General features: G+C 65.7%; 12 protein-coding genes. 2 read left to right on the forward strand and 10 right to left on the reverse strand.

What is annotated here, in order from left to right; genetic code table 11:
- Positions 1–12: 12 nt before the first annotated feature.
- Together RHOOR87_RS0112625 and RHOOR87_RS0112630 are read right to left on the reverse strand one after the other, a co-directional pair.
- Complete coding sequence (locus RHOOR87_RS0112625) at positions 13–1971, reverse strand: cytochrome c/FTR1 family iron permease (protein WP_240954413.1); 1959 nt, start codon at positions 1969–1971, stop codon at positions 13–15.
- A 70-nt stretch (positions 1972–2041) separates the two neighbouring features.
- Positions 2042–2671 (reverse strand): cation transporter, encoded by a 630-nt coding sequence (locus RHOOR87_RS0112630; protein ID WP_027485210.1) that lies wholly within the window; start codon positions 2669–2671, stop codon positions 2042–2044.
- 65 nt (positions 2672–2736) lie between these two features.
- On the opposite strand from RHOOR87_RS0112630, the gene RHOOR87_RS0112635 reads away from it, so the two are divergent.
- Positions 2737–3123 carry a helix-turn-helix domain-containing protein gene (locus RHOOR87_RS0112635; RefSeq protein WP_027485211.1) on the forward strand — a complete coding sequence of 129 codons (387 nt, stop codon included), beginning with the start codon at positions 2737–2739 and terminating at the stop codon, positions 3121–3123.
- A gap of 18 nt (positions 3124–3141) precedes the next feature.
- Here the strand turns inward: RHOOR87_RS0112635 and tnpC are convergent, their stop codons facing one another.
- From tnpC to RHOOR87_RS0112655, 4 genes are all read right to left on the reverse strand, one after another.
- On the reverse strand, positions 3142–3510 hold the full coding sequence (tnpC, locus tag RHOOR87_RS0112640; RefSeq protein ID WP_068205447.1) for a Tn3 family transposase post-transcriptional regulator TnpC: 369 nt from the start codon (positions 3508–3510) through the stop codon (positions 3142–3144).
- The gene (locus RHOOR87_RS0112645; RefSeq protein ID WP_027485213.1) at positions 3491–6511 is read right to left on the reverse strand and encodes a Tn3 family transposase; all 3021 of its coding nucleotides are present in this window, start codon (positions 6509–6511) and stop codon (positions 3491–3493) included. Before RHOOR87_RS0112645 ends, tnpC begins: the two co-directional genes overlap by 20 nt.
- Positions 6512–6676: 165 nt before the next feature.
- Positions 6677–7378, reverse strand: a complete 702-nt coding sequence (locus RHOOR87_RS0112650) for a pirin family protein (protein WP_015447667.1) — start codon at positions 7376–7378, stop codon at positions 6677–6679.
- A gap of 118 nt (positions 7379–7496) precedes the next feature.
- A complete protein-coding gene (locus RHOOR87_RS0112655; RefSeq protein ID WP_015447666.1) occupies positions 7497–9065 on the reverse strand; it encodes an SDR family oxidoreductase in 1569 nt (522 codons plus the stop codon).
- Between the two features lie 213 nt (positions 9066–9278).
- Between RHOOR87_RS0112655 and RHOOR87_RS0112660 the strand changes: the two genes are divergently transcribed.
- Entirely contained in the window at positions 9279–10448 is a 1170-nt protein-coding gene (locus RHOOR87_RS0112660; protein WP_231378301.1) for a hypothetical protein, read from the forward strand.
- 186 nt (positions 10449–10634) lie between these two features.
- Here the strand turns inward: RHOOR87_RS0112660 and RHOOR87_RS0112665 are convergent, their stop codons facing one another.
- The 4 genes from RHOOR87_RS0112665 to RHOOR87_RS0112680 form a co-directional block, all read right to left on the reverse strand.
- Positions 10635–11039 (reverse strand): DUF5329 family protein, encoded by a 405-nt coding sequence (locus RHOOR87_RS0112665; protein ID WP_015447664.1) that lies wholly within the window; start codon positions 11037–11039, stop codon positions 10635–10637.
- A gap of 27 nt (positions 11040–11066) precedes the next feature.
- Positions 11067–12608, reverse strand: coding sequence for a phospholipase D family protein (locus RHOOR87_RS0112670; protein ID WP_231381791.1), 1542 nt, complete (start codon positions 12606–12608; stop codon positions 11067–11069).
- Between the two features lie 242 nt (positions 12609–12850).
- Entirely contained in the window at positions 12851–13633 is a 783-nt protein-coding gene (locus tag RHOOR87_RS19910; protein WP_081602807.1) for an autotransporter outer membrane beta-barrel domain-containing protein, read from the reverse strand.
- A 235-nt stretch (positions 13634–13868) separates the two neighbouring features.
- Positions 13869–14882 (reverse strand): transporter, encoded by a 1014-nt coding sequence (locus RHOOR87_RS0112680; RefSeq protein ID WP_027485218.1) that lies wholly within the window; start codon positions 14880–14882, stop codon positions 13869–13871.
- Positions 14883–15114: the final 232 nt, after the last annotated feature.

Raw genomic sequence — 15114 nt, forward strand, 5'->3', positions numbered from 1 at the left:
GTCTTGTCGCCTTCAGTCTGCATCGGGGAGCACTTCCCGAGTCGTTGGAGGTGACGGGAGTCGTTGACGGCCACGACGGATATTGAACACGAATCCGACAGCCAGCAGCACCAAAATCGCCAACTGGGCCAACAAGGATTGCCAGGTCGGATAGATGCCCAGCAATTCGATATGCGGCACTGGCGCCACGCTCACCGCGACCCAGCCGGCCTCCTGCAGGGCGGCGATACCTTTGCCAGTCAGCACGATGGCGAGCACGGCGATCAGCGCCGAACTGGCGGAGAAGAATGTGCCGATCGGCAGCCGCCGGCTGGTGCGCAGCAGCACCCAGGCGATTAGCCCCAGCACCGCGGCACCGGCGGCGATGCCGCTGAGCAGCCACACTTCCTGGCCGTCGTTCCACAACGCAGCGTAGAACAGGATGCTCTCGAACACCTCGCGGTACACCGAGATGAAGGCCAGTCCGAACAGGAACCACGCCGAACGTCGGTTGAGCGCGGCCGCCATCTTTTCCTTTAGATACGCCTGCCAGCGACCACCGATGCTCTTCTGGTGCATCCACAGACCGACCCCGAGCAACACGAACGCCGCAAACAGCGACGACAGTCCCTCGGTCAATTCACGACCGGCACCGCTGATGGAGATCGCATAGCTGGCGATCGCCCAGGTGATGCCACCGGCCACGAGCGCAAGGATCCAGCCCGCATGCACGTAGCGCAGCGCTTCGGGTCGCGCGGCCTTGCGTAGAAAAGCGAGCAGTGCGACCACGACCAGCAGGGCTTCCAGACCCTCGCGAACCAGGATGGTGAAGGCACCCAAGAAGATGGCGGCCGCATCGCTCGCCGCATCGGCGGTGACTTCCTGTGCGCGTACCAACAGACCATCAATGGCATCGGCCTGTTTCACCACCGACTCCACGGGAGTGTTACCCGACAATGCGCTGCGATAGGCACCCATCGACGTTTCGAGCTGGGCGCGCAGCGCGCTGTCACGTGCATTGAGTTGCGGTTCGACCGGTTCCACGCCATCGAGGTAGGCGGATAGCGCCAGCTGGGTGGCTTGCGTCTTCGCACCAGCACGGTAAGCCGTCAGGCTCGCCGCCAGTCGCGCCCGTGCCAGGGGGATGCCGGCCAAGGCCTGCTGCTGGATGACGTCAGGGTGAGCTCGCAAGTAACCCACGATCGTCCGAGCACGCTCTGCACCAAGAGTAGGTGTCAGCTGCGCAACACGCGCACGCGACAGCTCCTTCAGATCCGCGATCTGCGCTCGCGCGGCAGTGTCGTGTTGCCAGGTATCGGCACCGGCGACCGCTTCCTTGGCGTAAGCCAGCGAACCCACGTAGTACGCCAGCGCCCAGCGGTCATCGGAAGAGAGTTGCTGCGCGTAGCTCGCCATCGGCGTGCCTGCCACGCCCTGGCTGATCACCTCATACAACGACAGCGCGCTGCGTTGATCGGCCCGCGTCTGATCGGTGAAGTTCACCGGTCGGGGCGATAGCAGCAGGCCAGCGGGCCCGTCACCGTGTCCGGTGGCGCCATGACAAGCGGCGCACTGGTTTTGATAGAGCGTTGCCCCGCGCGCCAGATCGGGAGCGCGTTCCGGTGCGGTCGGCACCGGGTACGCCTGCAGCAACGCATCGGCCAGTGCATGCGCCTGCGTCGCCACCTGCGCGGGTGTCGCCTTGGCCTCGACCGAGGCCACCAACGTATCGGCTTGTTGCAATAGTGCCGGTGTGGCGACGGTCGGTGGCAACGCGGCGATACGCGATCGCGCTGTCGCCGTGAACTCCCGCATCTCGGCGTACTCGGACGTGCTGATCACAGCGCCATCCTTCACCGCGCCCGCGTAATCGGTCGCCAGGTAGTCGAGCATCTGCCAGGTCTGCGGGACGGCGGAAGGGATGTCCTCGGCCTGTGCCGGCAGCGCGCCTATGCCCCACACCAGAAGGGCGGCCACGGCGACGTGGTGCAAGATATTGCGAATGCGTGTCGTTATCATTGTTGAAGTATAGCCAGAGAGGGATTCGGTGGCAGCATGGCGTTCACTGGACGTGCGAGGGGTGCAAACGAAACTGCGGCCACGCGGATCTCAGGACCTCGACACCGGTTCGCGCGAAAAGCAACGCCAGCAAGGCGCCAAAAGCCAGATCGAGCCATGTCCAGCCGCTCCAGGCCATGAGTGCCGTGGTCAGCAAAACGCCGGCATTGCCGATGACGTCATTGCGCGAGCACAGCCAGACCGAGCGCATGTTGATGTCGTGCGAACGAAATCGGGTCAGCAACGCGAGGCAGGTGAGATTGGCGATGAGCGCGACACCGGCGGCGATCGCCATCACACCCGTCAAGGGCTCGGCACCCGTCACCAGCTTGCGGCCGACTTCGGCGATCACGATCCCCGCGAACAGCAGCTGGATGCCGCCTTTCACCAGAGCGGACCCCGCCCGCCACCGCAGGGCCTGTCCCACGGCCCAGAGACTGAGCGCATACACCAACGCATCGCCGAGACTGTCCAGGGAGTCTCCCTGCAGCGCGGTCGAATCAGCCCAAAGCCCCGCGCCGAATTCGCCCACGAAGATCGCCACGTTGATGAATAAGACCGTCCATAACACGCGACGCTGGGCCGCAGAGCGAGCCAACGCTTGACCGGTTGATTCACAGTCGCAACATGCCATCACTTGAACTCTTATGCGGTGTGCGGCGTAGACTAAAGTCCGTAGCTACTACGGAGTCAACCACCGTGCGCATTAGCGATCTGGCGAAAGCCACCGGCTGTCATCTGGAAACCGTACGCTACTACGAGCGCATCGGGTTGCTGCCGCCGCCGGAGCGGTCGACTGCGGGATACCGCAACTATCGCGATAGCGACGTCGAGCGTTTGCAGTTCATTGTGCGCAGCCGCGCGCTGGGTTTTAGCCTCGAAGAAATCCGTAGCCTACTCACGCTTGCCTCACGCACGGAACTGTCGTGCAAGCAGGTCGATGGCGTGGCACGAACGCATCTGGCACAGGTGGAAGCCAAGCAGCGCGAATTGGCGGCGCTGGCCGCCGAGCTGCGGGGCATGATCGAAACGTGCCATCACGACACGCGAGCAACCTGCACCATCTTGCAATCGCTGGCAGGGTAGATGGTCTGCATTCCTCCATTAGCCATCGTCAGGGGTCAGCGTCAGAAGTGGCCGTATCCGTTGTCGGATGGTCAGGAGCAAGGCGCTCATGCTCTCCAGCTCGGCCTCAATGTCTGCCGCCAACTCGGTGATGGTTTCATCGACGCTCGTCGCGGATAAGGCTCCCCCGTTGATCAGGGTGTGCGCCATCCCATGCAACCGGAGAAGATCGGCGCGTAATTCGTCCGGATCGACCAGGACCGCGCGAACGGTGTCGAGATCATCGACCGCACGCAACAGGTGAGTCGTATCAAAGGTCGCGCGCAATTTTTGAAGTCCTATGACGTCGACACCCCCGCGGGGCGACGCGGCGTCGATCCGCCCCGTGCTATTCGATCGCTGGGTCATTCGCTTGCTCCGTTGCTAGGGTCGTCGCCCGCGCGGCTTTGGCGGCATCCTTGAACAGGCGGTCACGAATCCACGGTTCGGGCGGTCGCTTCAAGTCAAGGCGATAGTCACCAAACCGTTTGACGCCGCCGGTCAGATAGGGTGAGAAAAAGGCCACGTCGTGTCCCGACACCGCGAGACCTTCATCAGCAAGCTTTTGAAGGGCGCGCATCATGTCCACGGTGTTCTGCAAGATCACGGCCGAGGCGATCAGATCGTTATACCGAAGACGCTTCTGTTGCTCGTCTGGATCGTTCTCGGCGATCACGTCGCCGCCGAACGAAAAGAACTTCGCGAAGCCGTTGTACGACTCGATCTTATTGGTCTCGGCCGTGACCTCTTGGCGCAAGGGCAAACTACCGATCCAGTTCAACAAAAAGACGGTGCGGTGGGCGCGCCCGAGCTCCTGCGCCGCCAGAAAAAGGCGGTTGCGTTGGCTGCTCGCACCGAGCCGGCGCAGAAGCATCGGGGAGGCGATCCTGCCCGCCTGGATCGAGATAGCAATCTGCAGGAGATCCTTCCAGTGGGTCTCGATCAACGTCCAGTCGATTGCGCCATGAAAGAGCGAGTCGATGTGCTTGTAGTGGGTCTGCTTGTCGGCACGGAAGAAATCGAGATCCTTCCAGTTGCGTATCCGCGGCAACAGATTGATACCGAGCAGGTACGTGAACGCAAACACGGTGGCCGACTGGCCCTGCGTGTCCGAGTACACGGTGTCGGGTTCGACCGACAGCTTGGCTTGCATCAGGCCTTCGATGACGTAGACGGCCTCCCAGATACCCGGCGGGATAAAGTGCCGAAAGGTCGCGATGTAGTTATTCGCGACATGACGATAGGCCACCGCACCCATCTTGCGGTACCGAAAGTGATAGCCCGCCAACAAGTTCTGATCGTAGAAGTCATATTGCGTGCCATCGGCCGCGACGCTCTTGCCGTCACCCCAGAGCCGCGGAAGATCGAGGCGCAGATAGAGCTCAGCCAGTTCGCGAGTGGCGGCTTCGAGCTTTTCGACGGTGACGTGCCGGCGGTTGACCCGCGAAATCATATGCGGGCTGACCTCGCCGACGAAATGGCGCGCGGCTTGGTTGGGCCCCAGGTTGCACCCCATAGCGAAGACCGTTTGCAGATAACGCTCGGTGGCCTGTTTGATCTTCGGCTCGTGCCCCGATATCGGGCCAAAATGCCGCGTGAAGTGCGTCCAGTGCTCGATGTTGGCCAGAATATCCAGGAGGTTCCGCGTGGGGAGTTCACGGCCGAGTGCACTCTGCAGGGCAATCACCGACGCCGGGATATCCCGCGCCTGGACGCGACGCAGCACCGGCTCGCCATCGGCACCGATCGCCACATCTCCCTTGAGTTCGGGAAACGCGGCGTCGATGCGTGCCGCCGTGTCGGTCAACCGTTGTTTCAGCTCGCTGACGCATGCCGCCGCTGAGGGTGGAATATCGACCTTGGCGCAAAAATCGGCGAGGCGCGCTTCGCACTCCGCCCATGGCAGCAAGTGCTCTCGGACGTCGGCGAAGGCCTCCGATCCCACCACACAGGTATCACCGGATTTGAGCTCGCTGGCCAGGTGCGAGAAAACACACATTTCGAGGTAGCGACGATTGACGGACGGGCCATCGTCAGAGCGCATGATGAGCTTGCGCCACCGTTCCGAGCAAAATTGCAGATTCACCGCGTCGGAAACCCATTCGGCTTTGCGACCTTCGTTGGCCAGCACGATGGCCAACGCTTCCATGAGCGATTGGTTCTGCGTCGACGAGACGAAATCAAGCGTGCGCGCAAGCCGCATCAACACTGCACGATGACTGCTGAAGAAACGCCAGAGCAATGGCAGGTGATTGCTACCGCCCGATAGACGAATCGCCGCACAGTCTTCGCGTAACCCCTCCAAATTGCCGTCCGGCGTCAGCAGTGCGCGGATGCGACGTCCGGCAGCAGGGTCTTCCTTTTCCTCCGCGAGGATCGCCAGGACATCGTCCAGTTTCGCGACGAGCTGTTCGGCCATCGCACGTTGGTGCATCTGAATCGCGGTGAGTTCTTCCTTGGCGCGTTTGTGCAGCGTACTCACGCGGCGAATGAACATTTCCGCGAGATCGTCGCGTGCGCGAACCCGCATGCGGTGAATCAGTGCGAGCATCAGGGCGTATCGCCGGCTAGGTACTGTGCGTTTGAGGTCATCCGCATCGAGCAAAGCGGCTTGGTGGGCGAGGTGCCGGATCTTGTTCACGGGGGCATCGCGGAGTGAATCATCCACGTCGCCCAGTGTCTTCAGCCACGCCAACTGATCGAGAACGGCTTCGAGGTGCTTTTTGGTCGCCCGCTTGGGGATGGCCTTGATCGCCTGGAAAGCCGACTGCCGCTGGGCGAAGTCGGTGGCCAACAGACTGTCCAAAAAATCCCGACGTTCGGTCGTCAGACCCGCGCTGACGCTGTCATACAGGCGCTCTTGCGCAGTCACGGCCGCGGCTTCGGCGATCCTGTCCAGCGTGGAGAACGCCGGCAGCTCGTACCGGCGATAGATCAGCTCTTCGATCGTTGCATTGATGACGTCAACACGCTGGTCCATGACTTCGGACGCTTCATACGCTGCACGCACGGCAATGCGTTGTGCTTCCTTGCCGTAGTAGCGTTGGATGTCGAGATAGGTACGGACGGCCGCGAAATGCCGATAGAGGGTCTTGGAGCCCCGATAGTCAGCCGCCGTGGCTGGCTTCAGGTTCAACACCGTCCGAATGTGGCCGATGATCTCAGCCGGCACGCTCTCCAAGGCAGGAAAGTAATGCAACTGCTGAAACGTCTTGAGCAGCACGATCAAGCCCAAGCGGCCCGCATCGCTACGAGCAAAGCCCGAAGCCCATTCCACTTCGTCCGCATCGGGGGTGTAATACCGGAGCAGGTCGCGTGTCGTGATCACACGAGGAAACCGCGGGTACGCGGTGCGCTCAAGATTCGCCATGGCCACCATCCGAGAGAGAGGGTGGCTTTGAGCTTAACGAACGATGGTGACCAAGACCAACCGCGAACACGATTTTGTTGCAGTGTCACACAGTTGCAGCACGCTATGACCCAATTTTACCCGTATCCGGGCACGACCCCCCGCACGCGCCCGCATGCGCGCAGCTCAGGGCGCGGTATCGACCAGCACCAGCTCGGCGTCTTCCAGCGCAGTGACCTTCAGCGTCGACTCCTGGCGGATCGCGGCGCCGTCGCGGGCGTCCAGTTGCACGCCATTGAGGTCCACCTTGCCGGTGGCCGGCACCAGGTAGGCGTAGCGGCCGGGGGCCAGCATGTACTCCGTGCTTTCGCCGGCCTTCAGCGTGGCGCCCAGCACGCGCGCATCGGTGCGCAGCGGCAGCGCCTCGACGTCATCCTTGAAGCCGCTGGCCAGCGCCACGAAACGCCCGGAACGATCGCCCCTGGGAAACGGCCGCGCACCCCACGACGGCGGCTGGCCGTTCTCGTCGGGGATGATCCAGATCTGGAAGATGCGCGTGGTCACGTCCTCCCGGTTGTACTCGCTGTGGGTGATGCCGCTGCCGGCGCTCATCACCTGCACGTCGCCGGCCTCGGTGCGGCCGGCGTTGCCCAGGCTGTCCTGGTGGCTGATCGCGCCTTCGCGCACGTAGGTGATGATCTCCATGTCCGCGTGCGGGTGCGGCGGGAAGCCGGTCTGCGGCGCGATGGTGTCGTCGTTCCATACGCGCAACGCGCCCCAGCCCATGCGATTCGCGTCGTGGTAGCCGGCGAAGGAGAAATGGTGTTTGGCCTTGAGCCAGCCGTGGTCGGCTCCGCCCAGGCGGTCGAAGGGTCTGCGTTCAATCACGGCGTTGCTCCTCATGCTTGATCGCGCCGGATGGCGCCTGTCCGCAAGATAAGGCTACGCAGCGGCGTCTGAAACCGGCGCGAAGGAAACGGATTGTCGTCGCCCCGGCACCATTGGCTCACCAGTCGGTGGGGCGGTAGTCCTTCAGGAACTGGCCCCATACGTGCTCGCCGGTGTTGATGCCGTGGATGATCGGGTCGACGATGCGCGCGGCGCCGTCGACGATGTCCAGCGGCGGGTGGAAGCGTTCCTCGCGCACCTTCTTCGCGGCCAGTTCGGCGGGGTCCTCGTCGGTGACCCAGCCGGTGTCCACGCTGTTCATGTGGATGCCGTCGTTGTGGTAATCGGTGGCCGAAGTGCGCGTCATCATGTTCAGCGCGGCCTTGGCCATGTTGGTATGCGGGTGGCGGGTGGTCTTGAAGCTGCGGTAGAACTGGCCCTCCATCGCCGACACGTTGACGATGTGCTTGTCGCGCTCGCCGGTGCGCAGCATCAGCGGCTTCAGCCGCGCGTTGATGATGAACGGCGCGATCGCGTTGACCAGCTGCACCTCCAGCAATTCCACCGACGGCACCTCGGCCATCAGCAGCCGCCACGAGTTGCGCTGGCGCAGGTCGACCTGCTGCAGGTCCTGATCCAGTCGACCCTCGGGGAACAGGTGGCTCCGCGCCAGCAGTTCTTCCGGCAGCAGCGGCAGCTGCGACAGCTCGGCGGCGCGGCTCAGCCCGGGCAGGTCGGCGCCGCGGCTGGCCAGCGCGCTGCTGCCTGGCAGGATCTCCGCGCCGCGCAGGCCCTCGTAATGGCCGACCAGCCGGCGCACGTGCTCGGGCAGCTGGTGCAGCGCGGCGGTCTCGCCCTCCATCATGTGCGCGTAGAAATCCGGCGGGCGGCGCACGGTCTGGCAGGCGTTGTTGATGATGAAGTCCAGCCGCGGCCGGGTCGCCACCAGTTCCTGGCAGAACGCCTCGACGCTGGGCGTGTGGCGCAGGTCCAGGCCGTAGACCTGCAGGCGGTGACCCCAGTCGGCGAAGTCCGGCTCGGCCGCATAGCGCGCCGCCGAGTCGCGCGGGAAGCGCGTGGTGACGATCAGCTCGGCGCCGGCGCGCAGCAGCTTCAGGCCGGCCTGGTAACCGATCTTCACCCGGCCGCCGGTGAGCAGTGCCACGCGCCCGCGCAGGTCGGCCAGTTCACCGCGCTTGGCATAGTTGAACGCGGCACACTCCGGGCACAGCTGGTCGTAGAAGAAGTGGATGGCCGTGTATTTCCGCTTGCACACGTAGCAGTGCTTCGGCTCGACCGACTCGCGCGGCTGCGCGGCGTCGGCCGCGGGCGGCACGTCGTGCGGCAGGAAGCCTTCCGGCGCGAACGCGTTCGGCGTGGTGAACACCGGCTTGCGGCGCAAGGCGCGGATACCGGTCTGGTTCAGCACGGTGTCCTCGGCCTCGATCTTCGAGGCATGGCGCGCCTTCTCGGCCGCCTTCAGCTTGATCCGGCGGGCCGCCGGGTCGGGATGGTAGAGCTGCGCCACCGCCCGGTGCAGGCGCTGGCGCTCCTCGGCCGGAAGCCGGTCCAGCAGCTGGCGATCGGCCGCCACCGCTTCCAGCAGTGCGGAGGTGGCGCGCAGGCGCTCCAGCAGGGCGGCGTCCGCAGGGTCGGGCAGAGGCGTGGGGGCGGGCGTGATCGTCAAGAGGTCATCCGTAGTCGAACAGGGGGCGGGCGGGGCGTCGCCAGCCGCCCATTCTGCCTGCTTTCCGGCTGGCCCCGGGAAATGCCGGCGGAACACCCCCCGCTGCGCGGCGCGCACCCAAGCAGAGTCGAAGTTCGATTATTGCGCGATAGCGCACATTTTCGCGGCACGCATGATGCAAGAGTGGTGTCGTGGCCGTCCAGGCTGGACGGCGTGAGCGGTACCCAGGCAGGTGCGGTGCTGGCAGAGTCGAGCGTCGTGACTGCCTTCCAGCGACGAAGGCTTTTTGTGAGTGTGCCGATCCCCGCAAGTGTGCATGTGAAAGAGGCCGCCAAGGCCAGATCCGTCGCTGTTCCTGTGCCCTCCGTCGATACCCTGCTGGGTGACCTGCCTACTGCGCATCGCGCGCTGCCGATCGGCCACCGGATCGCCGGGCAGGGCTGTCACGGCACCAAAGCCACCGTTCGGCCCGGCAGCACCCCGCCAGCGGCTCGCGTGCGTTTCGTCTACTTCGCGCGGGCCGAGCGCGATCATCGGGCCAGCTGCCATCGGCATCTGGTCGTCGCCGAAATCCTGCTTGGCCGAGTGCTCGCCGCCCGCGCTGCCGGCTTGCGACCGATGGCCCCTTCGCTCGATTACGCCGCGGAGGCGCGCGTCACGCTGCGACCGCCGCAAGGCCTGTTCCATCCAGCGACGCTGGAGCACCGCCGCTGGTACCGCACCGACGGCACACCGCGTGCGCAGCCGCTGACCCGGGAAGCGCTTTCGCTGCGACTGGCGGCCGACGGCGACCTGTCGATGAAGGAAGCACGCTCGCGCGTCGCACGCCGCTCGCACGCGCTGCCGGCCGCTGACCAGGCGTGGCTGATCGCTCGTCGCGACACCCCGCTGGCCCGGCGCCCGCTCAACCAGGCCGAATACCTTGCCCTGGCCGAAGCCCTCGATGGTGTCTGGCAGGCCTCGGCCGGTGCTTCACGCGTGGAGCGTGCGAACCGGCGGATCGCGTTGCGGGTGGCCGCGGCGCTGGGCGGCCTGCTCGACGAATACGTCGCCTCGCCGTTCAAGTCCGCTGCCTTGAGCGAGGCCTTCAGCGCACACCACCTCGCCCACCTGCGCCAGACCATCGAGAACTCGCGCCAGGCGGAGTCCGACTCGGGCATCTTGCTGGCCGGCCCGAAAGCCTGGTTTGCCGCCAAGACCGCCCGGATGCGCGCCGAACACCAGATCGGCCTGGCCAAGTCGCCCGCGGCATTCCCTGCGATGCAGCTGTCCGGTCGCCCGATGGTGGCCGTGGTCGGCGGCCACCTGTACATGTTCGTGGACGGCCGGCGCCCCGGTGCCCGCCCGGTTCCGGCCGTGCCGGTCTTCGCCACGTTCGGCTGAACGTGCGGTCGACCCATTCCTGAACCAGCCGGTTGTCGATGCGACTGCCGGATGCGTGGCGGCGTCCGCGTCCTCTGAATCCCGCGCTCGCATCTCCGGCAGCTTGATCCGCCCGGCGACGGCAGACACAGCGCGCTCCTTCCGCTCATCCTTCGACAGGCTCAGGACGAACGGGAGTGTCCGCATTCACGGAGTGCGAAAGACGGCCAGCTTGCCGCGCAGGAAGGTGGCGGCGTCGATGCTTTGGCCATCGGCGAAGCGGATGACGTAACGGGTTCCGGATACCGACGAGCCGGTGGCGCAATACACGATGAAGTCGTCCACGGTCTTCACCCGGCTGCCGGCGAAGCGCAGCTTCAGGCGCATGTGCGCGGCGGCCTGCTCCGCGTCGTAGGCGCTGCCGTTGCGGATGAAACTGGCGCCATGCAGCGTGGCGACGATGCTGATCAGGTAGTCGATTTTCTGTTGCTCGGTCGGCGGCGCCGACATGGGCTGTCGGGCGAGTGCGGGCGTCAGCAGCAGGGCGAACAGCAGCCACGCCAGCAGCGCCTTGGACAGGCGTGCGGGAAGCTGGCGTATTGAAGGAAGCATGGGACAGGGTCCTCTCACGCGGCGGCCCTAGAGCAGGCTTTCCAGCGGCAGCAGCTTGAGCATCTGCACTTCGATGCGACGCTGGGTGGTGGCGCCAGGGTCGCGGTCGTAGCTCACCGGCTTGCCGTTGTCGCTGGCCTGCCATTGCATGGCGCCGCCGTCCGTCTTCAGCGTCACGTGCCAGGCGCTGGCGGGCAAGGTGGCGGTGTCGAAGAACTGGGTCACCGCCGCCGCCAGCGGCGGGCAATCGACGATGAGGCCCATCTCGGTGTTCAGCAGCTTCGAACGGGCGTCCATGTTCATCGAACCGATGAACACCTGCTGCCGGTCCACCACGATCGCCTTCGCATGCAGGCTCACCCCGGACGAGGTGCCGTGCGCGGTGGCGGGTTGGGCGGCTCCGGCGGCGGGACGCAGTTCGTACAGCTGCACGCCGCCTTCGAGCAGCGCACGGCGGTAGCGCGAATAGCCTGAGAACACTGCCGGCTCGTCGTTGGAGGCGAGCGAATTGGTCAGCACCTTCACCGTGACGCCGCGCGCCGCGAGCGCCGCGAGATACTGCGTGCCATTGTCGCCGGGGATGAAGTACGGCGAAATCAGCAGCAGCTCGCGCTGCGCGCCATCGGTGAGCGCCTTGACGTCCGGGCCGATGCGCAACTGCGGCTGATCGTGCCCGGTCTCGATCTTTTCCGGCTGGTCGGTGACCAGGGTGGCCGGTCCCCAGAACCACTTGCCCGGACGATCGGCGGAGGCGCCGTTGGGCAGTTCGTCCAGCGTCGCCTGCGCATAATCCGACTGGGCGAACACGCGCGCGTCATGCGCCAGGTCCACCCGCAGCCTGGCCAGGTCGTAATGGCCGGCATGCTTGCCGCTGAAGGCCTTCACCGGGTAGGCGGCGTCGCAGTTCCAGTACTCGTCGAAGGCTTGCGACGCCTGCTTCACCACCGGGCCGATCGCGATCAGGTCGAGGTCGCGGAAATTGGTGTCGCCGGCATCGAAATAGGCGTCGCCGATATTGCGGCCGCCGACGATGGCGACGTTGCCGTCCATGATGAACGACTTGTTGTGCATGCGGCGGTTGAGCCGGTGCGCATCCAGCAGGAACTGGGTGGCCCGGGAGAACAGGGAGGGTTTTTTCGTGGCGAACGGGTTGAACAGCCGCACCTCGATGTTCGGGTGGGTATCCAGCGCGTCGAACATGTCGATCGCCTCGCCCACCTTGATGTCGTCCACCAGCAGGCGCACGCGCACGCCGCGATCCGCCGCCGCCAGCAGCCGCTGTGCCACCAGCCGCCCGGTCGCGTCGTTGTCGAAGATGTAGTACTGCAGGTCGAGCGCGTGCTGCGCATGGTCGGCCAGCGCCACCCGGCTCATCAGGGCGTTGGTGCTGCGCGTGAGCAGACGGAAGCCGGACTTGTCCTGGTGCTGCTTCACTTCGGCGTGGACGTAGCGCGCGCCCGCCGTGGCCGTGGTCGGCGGCAACGCCTTCGACGGCGGCTTGACCACCGCCGCCGGCGGCGAGCAGGCGCCCAGCGCCAGGCCCAGCACCGCCAGTGCAACTGTCGTCATCAAACGCCGCATGTCCACACCGCCCGTCTGCTGTAACCCGCGAGCCACCTCGGTCCGACCTCGACGCCCACAGATACGCCTCACTCTGCGCAGACCGCCGTGAACGCGACGCGACCGGCCCGCGACGCCGGCCCAACACCTCACGCTCCACCCATCCATCCTTCGACCAGCTGAGGACGAACGCAGGGAAATCCCGCTCGCCGACGCCAGCCAGCGCACGCCGGAGCCGTACGCGCGGCGCGTCACCCCATCAGTCTGCCACTCCGGACAGGAGTCGCCCTCACAACGCCACGGCAACCTTCACCATGACCTGGCCCCGCCTTGTAGCTGCGATTGAACTGGCAGCGGTGGGCGCCGGCCAGCGACCAGCGGTTGCCGCCGGCGATCAGCAGGCCCGCGCCCAGCTCGGCCAGATCGCGGCCCGGCTTGACTCCGGTGGCGGTGAACGACGGCCCGCCGCTGGCGAACTGCGCGGTCTCGCTCACGCTGCGGCCGCTGAACGAATGCAGCCAGTTGGCGTGCATCTCGGGGCGTACGGTCAGGTCGCCGGAGGTGGCCAAGTCGCGGGAGAACTTCACGCCCAGGCCGGACTGCAGGAAACGGTACGTCTGCGCATCGACCGCCAGATTGACCGAGTTGCCGCCGAACTCGCGGTAGCCGGGCATCTTCATGCGGGTGTACTGCACGGTGGCCGTCGGCGTGATCACGCTGCGTCCATCGCCTACGTAGAAGTGATACCCGGTCGCACCGAACGCGGTGTACTGGCGACCGCTGTAGTCGGCGCGCGCCGTCTCGTCGATCCCCGGGAACGCGACCCGGCGCGAACTGGAATAGTCATCCAGCCCATAGACCAGCGCCCCGTTGACGAACCACGATCCCGGCGCATAACCCAGATAGGCGGTGGCCTGGTAGGAACGGATATGGCCGCGGCTGGCCGAAGGGTCCGTCCTGATGCATTCATCGCGATCATGGGGGAGGGATGTGGGTGCAGCGGAGGGCAGTACGCACGAGACGGCGTGATGCAGGCGCGCATGGGCAAAATCGCACCGCCGTTTTTCTTCGGCGCGCCGCGCCGCCGCGCACCGCCCGACCGCCGAAGCAGTTCAAGGACCGCTGCAAGACCGTTCGCCCCGAGTCTGGCGAAGGATGGACGGCCGACGCCGATACCGTCCATGGTTCGACCGGCTCACCACGAACGGTATCCGGGAACGTGTTCGCTTCCACCGTGTCGACAAGGGCGGATAGCGAGCGATGCAGGCCTCAGTGCACGTAGTTGAAGGCCACCGCCGGCGTGATCGTGGTCGCGGTGTTGTGCCCGCCGGTGATCACGCGGGTGCCGAACAGCACGCCGAGCCGCGGACTCCAGCTGTACTCGATGGCCGGGGCAAAGCCGAACGCCTCGCTGGAGCGGCCGTCCAGACGCAAGGCAGGCACGCCATTGAGGTCGTCGCCGCGCACGCGGGCACCGTGGCTGCGCCGGTAGGTGAGGTCGAGCGCCAGCACCCAGCGCTGGCTGAGGCTGTACTCCCAGGCCGCATTGACGAAGAACGAACGCCCCGGCCGGGCGTGCCCGCGAAAGCCGTCCGGGGTGCCGTAGACGCTGATGTCCTCGACCCGTGCCCGCGTCGAGAATGATTGCGCCACGTTGAAGCGCATGCGCAGGATGCGGCCGTTGGACAACCAGAAATACGTCTGCGTGTTGACCTGCAGCGTAGTGGTGGTGGCGCCGCTGCCCAGGCCGTTGCCGGGTCGCCGGCCCAGCCGGTCGTACTTGCCGGTCGGCAGGGTTTCCTGCAGTTGCAGCGAGACCGTGGGCCGCGAACTGCCCGCCGGCACATCGGTCAGCCGGTACTGCGCCTGCACGCTGACGTCGCCCAGCCCGATCCCGCTGCTGTCGCCCGGGCCATCCATGCGGTTGTAGCCCAGCACCGGCATCAGGCCGACCGTCAGCCGGTCGGTGAGGCCGTAGAGCATGTAGGTGAGCGAACCGTAGCCGTCGGCGTGCGGCGAGGACACGTCGTAGACATAAGGCTCGATCAGGACGTGGCCGCGCGGCAGGGTGGCGGCGGAGTTCGCCAGCATCGGCCCGGTCCACCAGGCGTCGTCCTGCGACTGGCGCGGCGGCGACGCTGCGGACACCGGCGTGACGGCGCGGGACGGTACGTCCTGCGCCAGTGCAGCGAGCGGCAACAGGGCAGCGCAGGACAGGCTCCATGCCAGCCGGTGCAAGCAGCGCCAGTGCGGAGTTCGAGGTGCTGCCGGGTGCATCGTCATGGGCGGTCTCGCTTCGCAGTCTGAAAACGGTTCGATACCGGCCACGGTCCGTGCCTTCCGCGGAGTCGCCTGCCGGCTGTGCATCACACGCCATTGCGCCTTCCGGCGCCTATGCCGGAAGGCGTGCCAACAATTGGGTGGAGTCATCAGGATCGGCCTTTCGTGGCCGGCCGCGCACTCCATTTCTTGCGCCGCGATGGCAGCGGAAGCATCGCGCAGGGCCGGCAAAGCA

The sequence above is a fragment of the Rhodanobacter sp. OR87 genome (assembly GCF_000473345.1).
GTDB lineage: Bacteria > Pseudomonadota > Gammaproteobacteria > Xanthomonadales > Rhodanobacteraceae > Rhodanobacter > Rhodanobacter denitrificans.

Coding starts and splice junctions, on each gene's coding strand:
- RHOOR87_RS0112630 (WP_027485210.1), bottom strand. CDS start 2,671: ATGGCATGTTGCGACTGTGAATCAACCGGTCAAGCGTTGGCTCGCTCT.
- RHOOR87_RS0112680 (WP_027485218.1), bottom strand. CDS start 14,882: ATGACGATGCACCCGGCAGCACCTCGAACTCCGCACTGGCGCTGCTTG.
- RHOOR87_RS0112665 (WP_015447664.1), bottom strand. CDS start 11,039: ATGCTTCCTTCAATACGCCAGCTTCCCGCACGCCTGTCCAAGGCGCTG.
- RHOOR87_RS0112645 (WP_027485213.1), bottom strand. CDS start 6,511: ATGGCGAATCTTGAGCGCACCGCGTACCCGCGGTTTCCTCGTGTGATC.
- tnpC (WP_068205447.1), bottom strand. CDS start 3,510: ATGACCCAGCGATCGAATAGCACGGGGCGGATCGACGCCGCGTCGCCC.
- RHOOR87_RS0112670 (WP_231381791.1), bottom strand. CDS start 12,608: ATGACGACAGTTGCACTGGCGGTGCTGGGCCTGGCGCTGGGCGCCTGC.